Below are 14,742 nucleotides of genomic sequence, written 5' to 3' on the forward strand. Positions count from 1 at the left end.
CGGGTGGACATGACGTCAACGTAGGCAGCGGCTCCGGGGCCGAGAAGAGGCTTGACGCGATCTTGACGACACCTTGACGCCGTGCCGCGGGTCGTCCCGGACGGTCCGCGCTCAGACGCAGATCGGCCGGTGCGGCGCCGTGCTGCGCACGTCCGCCACGATCAGCTGCGGATCGATCTGGATGGTCCCCACGCCGAGGGGTGACAGCAGGGCGTGCAGCGCGCCCTCGCTGAGCCGGATCCAGGGCTGTGCCGGCTGCACGGCCTCGAGTGCGGCGATCGAGCTGTAGGCGAGCCCCACCCGGGTGCCGTTCCTCTGGCGGGCCGTCAAGGGGGTCAGGGTGCCGAACGGCGAGTGGCGGACCGGGACGACCAGTGTGTCCATGGGGGTGGTGCTCCTTCATTCGTGGATGTCTGACCTGCCGAATGTAGGAGCGCCGGCCGCGGCCGGTCAGTGCCTTGACGCGATCTCTGCGCGGCCTTGATGCGATACGTCTTCTCACCGGGACGGGAGCGACGATCCGGCGGGTGGGGGCTGGACCCAGGCGCCTCAGGTGTCACGGTCGGACGGTGCGACTCGGGCCGGGCTGAAGGTCCCGCCGACCTGCTCGGTGCTGGGACCGTCACGATCTGGGTAAAGCCTCATCGGGCGGCCGGTCCGTTAAACAGTCAGCGGGCCGGTTTGCTCTTCCCGACCTCGAAGCACCCCCAACGGGATTCGAACCCGTGCTACCGCCGTGAAAGGGCGGCGTCCTAGGCCGCTAGACGATGGGGGCCAGAAAACCCGTTCAGCATAGACGGTGACGCGTTCCGGCGTCACACCGCGTCGGGCAGGATGGGTTCATGATCGAGGTGAGCGAGGACCGGTTCGCCGAGCTGGTGGAGGCCGCATTCGCCGCCGTGCCCGACGAGCTGGCCGACCTGCTGGACAACGTCGTGCTGTTCATCGAGGACGACGCCCCGGCCGATGACCCCACCCTGCTCGGCCTCTACGACGGAATTCCGCTGACCGAGCGCGACGGGACGTACGCGGGCGTCATGCCCGATCGCATCTTCGTCTACCGCAACCCGACCCTGCAGATCTGCGAGACGGAGGACGATGTGGTGGAGGAGGTGCGCATCACCGTCGTGCATGAGATCGCGCACCACTTCGGCATCGAGGACGACCGCCTGCACGAGCTCGGCTATGCCTGAGGTCCGCCGGGCGGCGGAGCGGTTCCACACCGTCGGCGACGGTGTGCAGACCTGGCACAGCTTCTCCTACGGCGTCCACTACGACCCCGAGCAGATCGGCTTCGGGCCGGTCATGGCGATCAACACCGAGCACATCGCCCCCGGTGGCGGCTACGACACCCACCGGCACGCCGATGTCGAGATCGTCACCTGGGTCCTGCAAGGGGTGCTGCGGCACGAGGACTCGACGGGTCAGGCCGGGCTGGTGCGTCCCGGCACGGCACAACGGCTCAGCGCGGGCACCGGCGTCGAGCACTCCGAGCGCAACGCCTCGACCGACGAGCCCCTCGTGTTCGTGCAGATGATGCTGCGCTCGGACCACGACGGCCCGCCGGAGTACGCGCAGGTCGACGTCGACCCCGCTCCCGGACGGCTGACCCCGACCGTTGACGTGCACGCCGCCGGGCAGCTGTTCGTCGTGTGGCTGGACCCGGGACAGCGGGTCACCGTCCCGGCCGCCCACCGCAGCCTGGTGATCGTCACGTCAGGGGCGCTGAGCAGTGGCGGCGTCGATCTGGAGGCGGGCGACGAGCTGCGCAGCACCGGCGAGGGGGAGCACGTCCTCGCCGCGCACGGGCCGGCGTCCGCCCTGGTGTGGCAGCTGGACTGAGTGGTCGGTGGCGCATTGTTGTTGCGTCCTGCAACGGGGTGGGACTCGTCCCCGCAACATTCAGGCCATAGTCTGAGATGGTGAGAGGCTGGAATGCGCACGCTGAGGCTGTCGATCGGCTCCTGAGGTCCTACGAGTCGATTCCCGCGGGCGCACGCGTGCGCCTCGCCAAGAAGACCTCCAACCTGTTCAGGCCACGCGCCGCCAACGAGGCGCCGGGCCTGGACGTCAGTGGCCTCGACGGCGTCATCGCGATCGACACCGCGGCCGCGACCGCCGACGTGCAGGGTGTCTGCACCTACGAGGACCTCGTCGCGGCGACCCTGTCGCTGGGCTTCATCCCGTACGTCGTGCCGCAGCTGCGGACCATCACTCTCGGCGGGGCGGTGACCGGTCTCGGCATCGAGTCGACCTCCTTCCGAAACGGCCTGCCTCACGAGTCCGTCGTGGAGATGGACATCCTGACCGGCGGGGGCGAGATCGTGACGGCCACGCCCGACAACGAGCACGCCGCCCTGTTCGAGGCGTTCCCCAACTCCTACGGCAGCCTGGGCTACGCCACGCGCCTGAGGATCAAGCTGGAGAAGGTCCCGCCGTTCGTCACGCTGCGCCACGTCCGCATGGCCGACGCCGCCCAGGCCGTCAAGGCGATCCAGGACATCGCCGAGACCGGTGAGTGGCTCGGCCAGCGGGTCGACGGGCTCGACGGCACCGCGTTCAGCCCCGACGAGATCTACCTGACGCTGGCGCACTTCAGCGACACGACGCCGGCAGGCGTCAGCGACTACACCGGCCGTCAGATCTACTACCGCTCGATCCAGCAGCGCGAGACCGATGCGCTGACGATGAACGACTACATCTGGCGCTGGGACACCGACTGGTTCTGGTGCTCGGGAGCCTTCGGCGCGCAGAACCCGTGGATCCGCCGCATCTGGCCCCGCCGGTACCGCCGCAGCGACGTCTTCCACAAGATCGTCGGCCTGGACGAGAAGCTCGGCATCATCAAGACGCTGGACCGCATCAAGAAGATCCCCGGCCGCGAACGCGTCATCCAGGACATCGAGGTGCCGTTGGACAAGGTGCCGGAGTTCCTCGAGTGGTTCGACGCCGAGGTCGGCATGCGGCCGGTGTGGCTGTGTCCGTTGCGGACGACCCGCGCGTGGCCGGTCTACCCGCTCGCGCCCGGCGCGATCTACGTCAACGCGGGGTTCTGGGGCACCGTCGAGGTGCCGGCCGGCTCTCCCGAGGGCCTGATCAACCGCAAGGTGGAGGACGCCGTGCACGCCCTGGGCGGGCACAAGTCGCTGTACTCCGAAGCTTTCTACGACCAGGTGACGTTCGACCGGATGTACGGCGGAGACGTGCTCGCTGCCGTGCGATCGACGTACGACCCCGACAGCAGGCTGAGCACCCTGTTCGAGAAGGCAGTGAGGAACTCATGACCACAGATGTAGGAGTACGTCTGTCCATCGCCGATGCGCTGGGCCGACTCATGAAGGACGAGATCTCGTTCCGGTTCGAGGCCTTCGACGGGAGCGTCGCCGGTCCGGTCGACGCCCCGTTGACGCTCCGGCTGCTCAACGAGCGCGGCCTGTCGTACCTGATGACCGCTCCCGGCGACCTGGGCTTCGCCCGGGCGTACGTCGCCGGCGACCTCGAGCTCGACGGCACCCACCCGGGCGATCCCTACGAGGCGATGGCGCTCCTGATGAGCCAGCTGCGCTTCAAGATCCCGTCCGCCGCCGAGATGCTGCAGATCATGCGGAGCCTGGGCTTCGGCACCCTCAAGCCCCCGCCGCCGCCGGCCGAGGAGCACCTGCCCAAGTGGCGCCGTGCGCTGGAGGGCATGCGGCACAACAAGCGGCGCGACGCCGAGGCGATCCAGCACCACTACGACGTCTCGAACCGGTTCTACGAGCTCGTGCTCGGCCCGTCGATGACGTACACCTGTGCGGTCTTCCCCACGCGGGAGTCGACGCTGGAGGAGGCGCAGCACGAGAAGTACGACCTCATCGCGCGCAAGCTCGACCTCAAGCCCGGCCAGCGGCTGCTGGACGTCGGGTGCGGCTGGGGCGGCATGGTCCGCCACGCGGCCAAGCACTACGGCGTCAAGGCGCTCGGCGTGACGCTGTCGCGCGAGCAGGCCGCGTGGGCGCAGGAGGAGATCAAGCGCCAGGGCCTGGAGGACCTGGCCGAGGTCCGCTACGGCGACTACCGCGACATCACCGAGGACGGCTTCGATGCGCTGAGCTCGATCGGCATGACCGAGCACATCGGGGTCAAGCAGTACGACGAGTACTTCAGCTTCCTGCGGAGCCGGATCCGCGTCGGCGGACGCCTGCTGAACCACTGCATCACCCGGCCGAACAACAAGATCACGTCGACGGGCGCCTTCATCGACCGCTACGTGTTCCCCGACGGTGAGCTGACCGGCGTCGGCCGCATCACGATGGCCGCCCAGGACGCGGGCCTGGAGGTGCGTCACGTCGAGAACCTGCGTGAGCACTACGCCCTGACCCTCAAGGGCTGGAACGACAACCTGGTCAAGAACTGGGACGAGGCGCTCGAGGAGGTGTCGCTCGGACGGGCGAAGGTCTGGGGTCTCTACATGGCCGGGTCGCGCCTGGCCTTCGAGCGCAACGAGATCGAGCTGCACCACGTCCTGGCGGTCAAGCCCGACCGCCTCGGCAACGCCGACTGGCCGCTGCGTCCCACCTGGCTCAGCTGACGCCCGCCGACGGGGACGCCGGCGGCGGGCCGGTCTAGGCTCTTGGTCGACGGACGAGTTCTGAGCGGGGAGTACGCGTGACCGACGACCTCCAGGTGCTGCGCGACCAGCTGGCCTACATCGACGTCGACCCGTATGCGGTGGCCGCCCACGCGCTCCGCTACGGGACGCCGGGGATGCTCGACCTGCTGGCGCTGATGGCCACCGACGGCCGCGACGACTTCGCCGCCGTGCTGGCGGCGTGCGACCGGTTCGTGGCCACCGGGGCGCAGCGGTTGCCCGACGAGCTCGCGGCGGCCTACCTGCCCCGTGCCGTCGGTGCGCTGGCCCAGACGCTGGTCGGCAAGCGGTACTGGCAGGGCAGCTACGCGCTGTCGGCCCGCATGCACCGGTTCGCGCACGCCCTCGGCACGCTGGACGACCAGCCGACCAGCTTCCCGCGGCTGCTGGTGCAGACCAATCTCGCCGCCGGTGAGCTCGCCTACCTCGACCAGCTGATGGCCGCCGAGCCCGACCTGGTCGACGACCACCTGCGCTGGATCGTCGACACCGACCGGCTCGGCCCGGCCACCACCGGCGAGGCGTTCGACGCCGAGGCGTGGAGTGCGTCGTTCACCAAGATCTTCTCCGCGGCAGACGCTGCGCCGGTGCACCTCCGCCCCGGCAGCGGTCGTCCGTTCGACCGGCTCGCGGTCGCCGCACCGCCGCCGGAGGTGACCGGGCAGCCGCTGGTCAGCGTCATCATGTCGGTCTACCGCCCCGACGCGAGCTTCGAGGCATCCGTGCGCTCGATCCTGGCCCAGACCTGGACGAACCTGGAGCTGCTGGTCGTCGACGACTGCTCACCGGCCGAGTTCACCGCCACGATCGAGGCGGCCGCCGGGTGGGACCCGCGCATCACGGTGCTGCGCATGCCGCGCAACTCCGGCACGTACCAGGTGCGCAACCACGCGATCGCCCGTGCCCGCGGTGAGCTGGTGACCTTCCAGGACTCCGACGACTGGTCGCACCCCGAACGGATCGCCCGCCAGGTCGCCGCGCTGGCCGGACGCCCGGACGCCATCGCATCGCTGAGCTCGTGGGTGCGGATGACGCCCGAGCTGGTCCTCAACCGTGTCGGCTACCAGGCGACCCGCGTCAACGCCTCGTCGATGATGTTCCGGCGTGAGCCGGTCGTCGAGCGCCTCGGCGGGTTCGACACCGTCCGCAAGGACGCCGACTCGGAGTTCCGTGACCGACTGGTCGCCACGTACGGCGAGGACGCACTGGTCGTGCTGCCGGACGTCCTCGCGGCGGCCCAGCTGACCGCCGACTCGTTGTCCCGCGACGACTTCTCCTTCGGCTGGTGGGCGCCGACGCGCGAGTTCTACGGGGCCTCCTACGCGTACTGGCACGAGCGCATCGCCGCGGGCGAGGCGTCGCCGCGGATCGACCCGGACGGGCCGCGGCCCTTCCCCGCACCGGCCGGCTTCATCGACCGGGAGCCCCGGCCGGTGACCTACGACGTGGCCTACGTGAGCGACTGGCGGGTCGGCATCCACCGCTACGACGGCGCGCCGCGTCGCGTGCAGGCCCTGCTCGATGCCGGCATGACGGTGGCGGCCGGCCAGGCGATCAACCTGCGCCACGCCTACCGGACCCGGCGCGAGCCGGTCGCCGACCTGCGCCGCATGCGCGCCGAGCGTGGCCTGGGCTGGCTGGTGTGGAGCGAGCCCGTGCACGCCTCGCTCACGATGATCGACTCCCCGGAGCTGTTGATGTTCCCGCGGGACGCCGCCGACGTCCGGGTCACGACCGACCGGCTGGTCGTCGCCGCCGCGACCTCGCCGCGCACCAGCGAGCACGGCTGGACGCTGTACGACCCCCGCGCCGTCGAGCGGCACGGACGCGAGCTGTTCGGCGTGGACGTCGAGTGGCTCCCGGCGCACGAGGGCGTCGCCGCCGACCTGCGGGCGGCCGGGGCCACCGCCACGATCCTGCCGCCGCACGGCATCGCCGTGGCGCCCCCGGGACCGCCCCGTCCGGCGACGGTGCACCAGCCGCCGGTCATCGGTGCCGCCCGTCTGGAGAAGGTCGGCAAGAACCGGCTCCCCGGCGCCAAGCTGCTGCAGTACCTGCCCATCGACGGCTCGTACGCCGTACGGGTGCTCGACGACCACGAGGTCGTCCCGAAGCTGTTCCGCAAGAACCCGATGCCGGCGAGCTGGACGATCGTCAGCGGCGTCCCCGTCGAGGAGTTCATGGCCGGCCTCGACATCTGCTTCGGGTACGCGCCCGAGGCGTGGGGCGACGGGCCGACCTGGCCGATGACCTGCGCGCTGGCCGCGGGCGCCGTGCTGGTCGTGGACCCCCGTCACCGCGAGGTCTTCGGCACCGCGGCGGTCCTCGCCGGGCCCGAGGACGCGCGCGCGGCCATCGATGGGCTGGCGGCGCGTCCGGCGGCGTACGCGGCCCAGCGGGAGCTGGGCGATGCCTACGTCCGCTCGGTGCTCGACCCGGCGGTCTTCGTCGAGCTCGTCGCCGGCCTGCGGAACTGAGCAAACGCGTCCTTCGGTGCATCGGATAACCTGTCGGAGGCCCACGCCGCCGGGGCAGATCGCCCGGCACCGAGTCCGAGCCACAGCCTGAATCCGAGCACAGACGGGACGCAGCATGTCCACCGCACAGCAACGCAGTGCTCCTGCGGCTCCCGGTGGCACCCTGACCAAGCCGGAGCACGGCCGCATGATCCGGCTCGACATCGAGGGCATGCGCACGATCGCCGTCGGCGCCGTGCTGGTGGCCCACGCGGGCGTCCCGTTCATGGCCGGCGGCTTCGTCGGCGTGGACGTGTTCTTCGTCCTGTCGGGCTTCCTGATCACCGGCCTGCTGGCGCGTGAGGTCTCACGTACGGGGCGGGTGAACCTGGCCGGCTTCTGGGCCCGGCGCATGAAGCGGCTGCTGCCGGCCAGCGCCACGGTGCTCGCGTTCTCCGCGCTCATCGCGTACCTGTACCTGCCCATCACGCAGCGCAAGGACTTCGGCGGCGACATCGTGTCGGCCGCGTTGTACGTCGTGAACTGGCGACTCGCCGACCGTGGGGTCGACTACCTCGCCGAGGACGTCGGCCAGTCACCCGTCCAGCACTACTGGTCGCTGGCGGTCGAGGAGCAGTTCTACCTCGTGTGGCCGATCCTGATGCTGATCATCGGCCTGGTCGCCGCCAGGCGCTGGAAGCGCGGGGCGTTCGTCGTGCTCGGCATCGCGACCGTCGCCTCGTTCGCGTACTCGGTGCAGCAGACCGCCGACAGCCCCGCGACCGCCTACTTCGTCTCGACGACCCGTATCTGGGAGCTCGGTATCGGCGCCCTGCTGGCGCTGGCCGCGACGCGGGTCGAGCGGCTGCCGGCGATGCTGCGGGCGATCGGCGGCTGGGTCGGCATCGCGCTGATCGTCTATGCGGTGTTCATGTTCGACGAGTCGACCACCTGGCCGGGCACGAATGCGCTGGTGCCGACGATCGGCGCCGCGCTGATGATCGCGAGCGGGCTGCGGCTGACGCCCGGCTCGCCGCAGAAGCTGCTGAGCCTGGCGCCGATGGTCTGGATCGGCGGCCTGTCGTACTCGATCTACCTGTGGCACTGGCCGATCATCGTGGGGGCGCAGGCCAAGTGGCCCGATCTGCAGCTGCGCTGGGCCGTCCTGCTGATGATCGCCTCGATCGTCCCGGCGTACCTGAGCCACCGCTTCATCGAGAACCCCGTCCGGTTCGGGACGTTCTTCAAGCCGACCGGGCGCGCGCTGGGCCTGGGCCTGGCGCTGACCGCGATCGGTGTGGGCGTCGGCGTGCTGCTGAGCGCCTCGGCCACCGTCGGCGGCGTCGACGAGGCGAACCGGTCCGACAGCCCCGGTGCGGCCGCGCTGCTCGACCCGGCCTTCGCCGACGTCGACTGGGCGGCGATCCGCAAGGTCGACACGATGCGTCCGCTGCCCACCCAGGCGGTCGACGACCGTCCCTCGTTCTACAACGACGGATCGGGCTGCCAGGTCGACAACGGCATCGCCGAGCCGAAGGCGTGCCCGTACGGCGACACCGCGTCGAAGCGAACGGTGGTCATCGTCGGTGACTCCAAGATGGCGCAGTGGCAGCCCACGTTCGCCGCGATCGCCAAGCGTGAGGGCTTCAAGCTCGTCCAGCTGACCAAGTCCGCGTGCACCTTCGCCGATGTGGAGTTCGCCCGCGACAACCGGGCTGACTGCCGGGCCTGGGGCCGCACGGTGCTGAAGGACATCCTGGAGATGAAGCCCGATCTGGTCATCGAGTCGCACCGGTTCATCGACGCCCTGCCGCCCGGCGCGAACGACGACAAGGACTCCACCGAGGACGCGATGGTCGACGGCCTGACCAGCTACTGGCGGACCATCACCGACGCCGGCATCCCGATGGCCACGCTGCTGGACAACCCGTCGCCGCCGAACGCCCCGGTCTACGAGTGCGTGGCCCAGCACCTCGACGACCTGGCGCGCTGCTCGTTCGGCCTCGAGGGAGCAGTCAAGGCGTCCGCGGCACCGGCCCAGCTCCGCGCCGCGGCGCAGGTGCCGGGTGTGGCGGTCATGGACCTGACGTCGACGATCTGCCCGGGCGGCAAGCGCTGCGCTGCGGTGATCGGCAACGTCCTGGTCTACCGCCAGGGCACGCACCTGACCAAGACCTACCTCGACACCGCCGAGCCGCAGCTCGCTGCCGCCCTGTTCACCGCCTCCAAGGGCGACTTCGGCGCCAAGCTGCCGTAGCCCGCCGGGCAGACCGAGGATGAGGGTTCGCGGCAGCCAGGACGACCACAAACCCTCATCTTCGGTCCGGCCTCGCCGGACCCGCGGGTGGGGTCAGCGGTAGCCGCGGGTGCGGACGAGGTTCTCGATGGCCTCGACGGTCCGCTGCGAGTTGTTCCGGTCGTGGAAGGTGAACAGCTTCCGGGCGCGCTCGTCGTACTCCGGCTCGCGCACGTTGCCGCGTAGCAGGTAGTGCTCGATCGCCTCGATCGTCGACTCCACGTCGTGCACCACCGGGCCGAAACCGTCCCGCTCGTGGTCGAACCACGACGGCTCGGCGTGACCGGCCAGGAACTCCTCGCGGTCGAAGTGCGTGTAGATCAGCGGCGTACCCAGGTAGGCCAGGTCGAAGTGCACCGAGGAGTAGTCGGTCAGGAACAGGTCGCAGCGGCGCATGACGTCCTGGATGTCGGACGCCCCACCGTCCAGGATCGAGACCCGGTCGCCGCCCAGCGTCGGGTCGACGTACTCGCCGCGCAGGTTGTAGTGCGGCATGAACTCGAACCGGAAGTCGTGCTCGGTCAGCAGCGCGTGCAGGCGCGGGCTGGTCAGCAGGTCGCGGACGAACCGCTGGTACGTGGACCCCTCGAAGGGCTGCTCGCCGCTGGCGCCGTCGCCGAACAGCTGCGGCGCGAGGTAGCGGCGCCACGTCGGCATGAACAGGATCGTGCGGCTCGGCGGCGTGGGGACCAGCGCGTCGTAGCGCGGCAGCCCCGTCTCGACGATCTGGTCGTCGTAGCCGGACGTCCGGCGCAGCGCCTCGGTCTCGGCGTGGGCGGCGGTCAGGAACAGGTCGTAGCCACCGGTGCGGCGCCGGATCTCGCGGGTCTTGTCGTGGACGCCGTGCTTGAGGTAGACGCGGTACGAGCCGACCCGCCAGTTGAGCTGGCGCATGTAGTGCTGCTTGGCCCAGCTCGCCGGCACCATGTGCTTGATCGAGTACGCATTGGCCAGGACCGTCGCGTTGACCATCAGCACGCGGTGCCGCCACGACGAGTGCCGCACGACCCGGCCGAGCTTCGACAGCTCGTCGAACCGGTCGCTGGACGGGTCGAGGACGTAGTACGCCCGCACGTCGGGGCGCTCGCGGCGCAGATAGGTGAACAGGTGGTAGCCGTTGTCGCGCGCCGTGTCGGCACGCTCGCCGACCAGCCAGATCTCGTGCCGCCGCAGGAACGGGCGGGTCACGGCGCGCAGCGGCGCGATCGTCGCGAACGGACGACGCCGGACCAGGTCCTTGAGGGTGCGCAGCGCCAGGCCGGCCGTCCAGCGCAGGCCGGCCAGCGGGGCCGGGAAGGCCTGCGACACGAACTCGGCGTGCTCGGTCGCGGACGGGAACAGCTGCAGCCGCCGGCCCGCCGTGACGATCGGGCGCGACGAGGCCAGGGCGCCGGGAGCGGCACCGACCGGCACCGAGGACGCCTCACCGGAGCCGTCCGGGGTCGCCAGCGTGATCTCCATGCCGGTCGTGCCGATGGGGACCTGGTCGATCGGGACGTCGGCGATGAAGCCGGTCCAGCGCTCGGCGCCGTCCTCGTAGCGCAGCCGGGGCTCGGTGACGGCGCTCAGCGCGCGGGTGCCGTCCGGCCGCAGCCAGTGCAGCACGAGGGTCTGGTCGGCAGGCTGCGGGCCGTCGGTGCCCGGACGGCGGCAGGTGCCGACGAGGCGCAGGGTGCGTCCACCGTCGACGACGTCGAGCCCGTGCAGGCTCGCCGCGACGATCCGGACCGGCTCGACCGCGCTCACGGTGCCTTTTTGGGGTCGATCTCGGCGATCGCGTCGAGGATGGACTGGCGGGCGTGGGCCAGGTCGGTCAGCGTCCGGGCCGAGGCCCGGTCGATGGCCGCGCGGGTCTTGGCGTCGTCCGTGGCGGCGACCGGATCGGGGGCCGTCAGCAGGTACGCGGCGATCGTCGCCTGCAGCGCCAGGATGCACAGCAGGACGAGGTCGTAGCTGTCGGCGATCAGCGCGATGACGCCGACGACGACGAACAGCGCGGTCGCACCGGCCAGCACCAGGGTGCGCTCGGCGAGCAGCCGACGCGCGATCGATCGTGCGGTGGACTGCCAGGTGCTCATCGGGATCCTCCAGGAGAAACGAGTGCCGTGACGGCGGTGGCGTAGGTGTCCGGCGACAGCACAGTCTCGCAGAACCGCAGCGAGCGCTGCTGCTGCTCGGCGAACCGTGCGGGCTCGGTGGTCAGCGCGGTGACGAGGTGCTCGGCGTCCGGGTCGTCGAGGTACAGCGCCGCATCGCCCAGGAGGGGACGCAGCGCCGGGTCGACGATCACGACGCAGCCGCGCGCCATCGCCTCGATCGCCGGACGCAGCAGCGTCGACCCACCGGTCCTGGTGGGCGGGACGATCACGATGTCGCACTGGTCGTAGAACGCCGTGGCGGGCGTCCTGGCCGCATCGAAGCCCAGGGCGTCTGCTCGGACGGGCTTGCGCGGCTCGCCCTCCAGCACGCGCAGGTCGACCTCGCGGGGGACGATCCGGGCCAGCCCGCGGCGATCTGCCGACTCCACCCGGTAGGACGCGGCGTCCGCGATGCCGACCACCGGCGTGCCCGGCAGCAGGCGCCGCGGGAACCGGGCGACGCGGGCGACCTCCATCAGGCGGGGAGGGTGGACGATCCCGGTGGCCCCGGCCGCGGTGATCGCCGCGGCGATCTCGGCGGTCGCCGGGATCCACTCGGTCGCGACGTCGAACATCGTGCGCACGACGGACTCCACGTGCACGGGGTCCCACGAGACCCGGGGTCCGTCGCCGGTGACCGGCAGCCGGTCGGCCACCACGACGACGCGCTCGGGACGCATCGCGACGGCCTCGGACGCCCGGGGGAGCGTCACCAGGTCGACGTCGCGGACCAGCAGGACCTTCGGGGTCATCGGCGCGCCGAGCAGGGCCCAGTCGGTGACCCGCTGGTACATCAGCTCCAGCAGGTCGGCGCGGGGGTAGTGCCGCTGGCGCGAGGAGAACCGCAGGGCGTCCGCGCGGGCGATGCCGATCGTCAGGCCGGCGCCGGCGATCGCGGCGACCTCGTCGGCCACCCCGGTGTACGCCAGCGGCCCGGGACGCGGATCGGTCAGCACCACGACGTCGGGAGCCAGGTCGGCGTACTCGGTGCCCTCCATGTCCGGCGGCGCCGGGAACGCCCGGCGTCCGTCGGCGTCGGGAGTGCGGGGGACGGCCAGACCGGCGGCGATCTTGGCATGCCAGTGCCGGAACGCCGAGTGGTAGGTCGCGCGGGCCGGACGGTGCCAGCTGGGCCGGAAGTCCTCGCGCGACAGCGAGCCACCGGTCAGCTGGTACAGCGACAGCGGCATCTTGAGGTTGACGACGCTGTCACGGCCGAAGACCGTCGCGATCCGCTCGATGTACTCGGTGTCGGCACCCTTGCGCATCAGGTCGAACGGGCCGAGCGTGCCCAGCACCAGCTCGCGCCGCGCGATCAGGGACGGCGCGCTGTGCGCGAAGGCCAGCGAGCCGACCCGGGTGATGTACAGATCGGTGTGCAGCCGGATCGCCTTCGAGAGCGTTGCGACGACCTTCGGGTCGGCGAACTCGGCCATCTGGCGCTCGAGCCGCCGCGGGTGCGACCAGTCGTCGCCGTCCTGGATGCCGAAGAACTCGCCCTTGGCCAGCGACAGGCCGTAGTTGCGGGCCCGGTAGGCGCCGCCGTTGACGGGCATCCGGTGATAGCTGACCCGGTCGTCCAGGGCGGTCGCCCGGGCGAAGATGTCCTCGAAGCCGGCCGGGCTGTGGTCGTCGACCAGGATGATCTCGATGTTGCCCCAGGTCTGCTCGAGGATCGACCGGGTCGCGGTCAGCAGGCTCTCGGTGGGGGAGTAGACCGGCATGACGATGCTGATCAGCGGCCCGTCGACCGAGCCCGCGGGGGCGTCGGTGCGCACCGTGTCGAAGGGGCTGTCGGTCGCCTCGAACCGCATGGGGTCGAGGCCACGGTCGATGAACGGGGCGTTGAACGCCTGCTGCCACGTCTCCAGGGAGGCCGGCTCGACACCGCGGAAGGGGTTGATGATGTCGGTGTTGACCGCCCAGTGGTACCAGGACTCGGCGCTGTTGGTCCTGACGTCAGGGTTCGCGTGCGAGGTGTGCCGGCGCACGTAGTCGACACGGCCCACGGCCAGGTGCGACTGGACGTCCTGGCGGTCGTACTCGTACGCGTTGCCGTCGCGGTCGGCGATCGTGCGGGCCAGGGCGAACAGGTCCGCGGCGGTCCGGAAGTCGCCGTCGGTGCCGAAGGCCCGGCCGAGCATCAGGTACGCGAAGCCGTACAGCGACGGGCCGTGCAGCGGCGCCAGGGCCTTCGCGTCCGGTGCGCGTCCCGCGGTAGCCTCTGCGGCCATCCCGGTCAGCTCGTCGACCCCGTAGCGTCCCCGGGAGGCCATGCGGGCCAGCATCTCCTCACCGCCGGTGTACTCGTAGCGCAGCAGCGTCGCGGCGAGCCGGGCGGACGAGACGACGCCGGAGTCGGCCAGGTCGGCCAGGTGACGGGGCACGTCAGGATGCGAGGAGGTCATCGATCTCAGGCGATCTCGATGATGACGGGGGCGTGATCGCTGGCGCCCTTGCCCTTGCGCTCCTCGCGATCGATCCAGGCGGTCTCGACGCGGGTCGACAGGGCCGGCGACGCGAGGATGAAGTCGATGCGCAGGCCACGCTTCTTGGGGAAGGCCAGCTGCTGGTAGTCCCAGTACGTGTAGACGCCGGGGCCGGGGGTGAAGGGGCGGACGACGTCGGCGTACCCGGTGTCGACGATCGCGTGGAAGGCATCACGCTCGGGCTTGGACACGTGGGTGTGGCCCTCGAACACCGACATGTCCCACACGTCATCGTCCTGCGGAGCGACGTTCCAGTCGCCGGTCAGAGCGATCTGGGCGTCCGGGTTCTCGGCGAGCCACTCGGCCGATGCCTGGCGCAGGCGCTCCAGCCACAGGAGCTTGTAGTCGTAGTGCGGGTGCCCGATCTCGCGGCCGTTGGGCACGTAGAAGCTCCAGACGCGCACGCCGCCGCAGGTCGCGCCGATCGAGCGCGCCTCCACGATCTCGGGCTCGCCGAACATGGGCTGGTCGTCGGCGAACTGGGTCGCGACGTCCTCCAGGCCGACGCGCGAGATCAGCGCGACGCCGTTCCACTGGCTCAGGCCCTGATGGGCGAACTCGTAGCCCATCGCGGAGAGCTCGAGGCCGGGGAACTGGTCCTCGCGGCACTTCGTCTCCTGGATGGCCAGGACATCGATGTCATGACGCTCCAGGAAGGCGGTCACGCGATCGATGCGGCTGCGGATGGAGTTGACGTTCCAGGTCGCGATTCGCACGACACGAACCTATCGCG

The 14,742-nt window shown here is 70.7% G+C and carries 11 protein-coding genes and 1 tRNA gene; 6 read left to right on the top strand and 6 right to left on the bottom strand.

The window, feature by feature from the left end; all coding sequences use genetic code 11:
- Window positions 1-111: 111 nt before the first annotated feature.
- Both NQV15_RS01910 and NQV15_RS01915 read right to left on the bottom strand, forming a co-directional pair.
- A complete protein-coding gene (locus NQV15_RS01910; protein ID WP_232403365.1) occupies window positions 112-384 on the bottom strand; it encodes an SAV_915 family protein in 273 nt (90 codons plus the stop codon).
- A 318-nt stretch (window positions 385-702) separates the two neighbouring features.
- A tRNA-Glu gene (locus NQV15_RS01915) sits at window positions 703-775 on the bottom strand.
- Window positions 776-842: 67 nt separating this feature from the next.
- Here NQV15_RS01915 and NQV15_RS01920 point away from each other — a divergent pair.
- The 6 genes from NQV15_RS01920 (at window position 843) to NQV15_RS01945 (ending at window position 9,343) form a co-directional block, all read left to right on the top strand.
- Entirely contained in the window at window positions 843-1,193 is a 351-nt protein-coding gene (locus tag NQV15_RS01920; RefSeq protein WP_232403366.1) for a metallopeptidase family protein, read from the top strand.
- A complete protein-coding gene (locus NQV15_RS01925; RefSeq protein WP_232403367.1) occupies window positions 1,186-1,842 on the top strand; it encodes a pirin family protein in 657 nt (218 codons plus the stop codon). Before NQV15_RS01920 ends, NQV15_RS01925 begins: the two co-directional genes overlap by 8 nt.
- A gap of 77 nt (window positions 1,843-1,919) precedes the next feature.
- Complete coding sequence (locus NQV15_RS01930; RefSeq protein ID WP_404801316.1) at window positions 1,920-3,284, top strand: FAD-binding oxidoreductase; 1,365 nt, start codon at window positions 1,920-1,922, stop codon at window positions 3,282-3,284.
- Complete coding sequence (locus tag NQV15_RS01935; protein ID WP_232403369.1) at window positions 3,281-4,570, top strand: class I SAM-dependent methyltransferase; 1,290 nt, start codon at window positions 3,281-3,283, stop codon at window positions 4,568-4,570. Before NQV15_RS01930 ends, NQV15_RS01935 begins: the two co-directional genes overlap by 4 nt.
- Window positions 4,571-4,647: 77 nt before the next feature.
- A complete protein-coding gene (locus NQV15_RS01940; RefSeq protein ID WP_232403370.1) occupies window positions 4,648-7,107 on the top strand; it encodes a glycosyltransferase family 2 protein in 2,460 nt (819 codons plus the stop codon).
- A gap of 115 nt (window positions 7,108-7,222) precedes the next feature.
- Window positions 7,223-9,343 (top strand): acyltransferase family protein, encoded by a 2,121-nt coding sequence (locus tag NQV15_RS01945; RefSeq protein ID WP_232403371.1) that lies wholly within the window; start codon window positions 7,223-7,225, stop codon window positions 9,341-9,343.
- Window positions 9,344-9,436: 93 nt separating this feature from the next.
- Here NQV15_RS01945 and NQV15_RS01950 read toward each other — a convergent pair whose 3' ends face one another.
- From NQV15_RS01950 to NQV15_RS01965, 4 genes are read right to left on the bottom strand one after another with little or no spacing between them, the layout of a single operon-like run.
- The gene (locus NQV15_RS01950) at window positions 9,437-11,128 is read right to left on the bottom strand and encodes a CDP-glycerol glycerophosphotransferase family protein (RefSeq protein WP_232403372.1); all 1,692 of its coding nucleotides are present in this window, start codon (window positions 11,126-11,128) and stop codon (window positions 9,437-9,439) included.
- The gene (locus NQV15_RS01955) at window positions 11,125-11,460 is read right to left on the bottom strand and encodes a hypothetical protein (protein ID WP_232403374.1); all 336 of its coding nucleotides are present in this window, start codon (window positions 11,458-11,460) and stop codon (window positions 11,125-11,127) included. The genes NQV15_RS01950 and NQV15_RS01955 overlap by 4 nt, the downstream gene beginning before the upstream one ends.
- Entirely contained in the window at window positions 11,457-13,907 is a 2,451-nt protein-coding gene (locus NQV15_RS01960; protein WP_257125081.1) for a glycosyltransferase, read from the bottom strand. Before NQV15_RS01960 ends, NQV15_RS01955 begins: the two co-directional genes overlap by 4 nt.
- Before the next feature lie 26 nt (window positions 13,908-13,933).
- Complete coding sequence (locus NQV15_RS01965; RefSeq protein ID WP_232403378.1) at window positions 13,934-14,725, bottom strand: exodeoxyribonuclease III; 792 nt, start codon at window positions 14,723-14,725, stop codon at window positions 13,934-13,936.
- Window positions 14,726-14,742 lie beyond the last annotated feature (17 nt).

The sequence above is a fragment of the Aeromicrobium wangtongii genome (assembly GCF_024584515.1).
GTDB classification, from domain to species: domain Bacteria; phylum Actinomycetota; class Actinomycetes; order Propionibacteriales; family Nocardioidaceae; genus Aeromicrobium; species Aeromicrobium wangtongii.

Bases quoted from the DNA above. Each gene is read 5' to 3' on its own strand.
- NQV15_RS01910 (WP_232403365.1), bottom strand. From the start codon at position 384: ATGGACACACTGGTCGTCCCGGTCCGCCACTCGCCGTTCGGCACCCTG.
- NQV15_RS01920 (WP_232403366.1), top strand. From the start codon at position 843: ATGATCGAGGTGAGCGAGGACCGGTTCGCCGAGCTGGTGGAGGCCGCA.
- NQV15_RS01925 (WP_232403367.1), top strand. From the start codon at position 1,186: ATGCCTGAGGTCCGCCGGGCGGCGGAGCGGTTCCACACCGTCGGCGAC.
- NQV15_RS01930 (WP_404801316.1), top strand. From the start codon at position 1,920: ATGGTGAGAGGCTGGAATGCGCACGCTGAGGCTGTCGATCGGCTCCTG.
- NQV15_RS01935 (WP_232403369.1), top strand. From the start codon at position 3,281: ATGACCACAGATGTAGGAGTACGTCTGTCCATCGCCGATGCGCTGGGC.
- NQV15_RS01945 (WP_232403371.1), top strand. From the start codon at position 7,223: ATGTCCACCGCACAGCAACGCAGTGCTCCTGCGGCTCCCGGTGGCACC.
- NQV15_RS01955 (WP_232403374.1), bottom strand. From the start codon at position 11,460: ATGAGCACCTGGCAGTCCACCGCACGATCGATCGCGCGTCGGCTGCTC.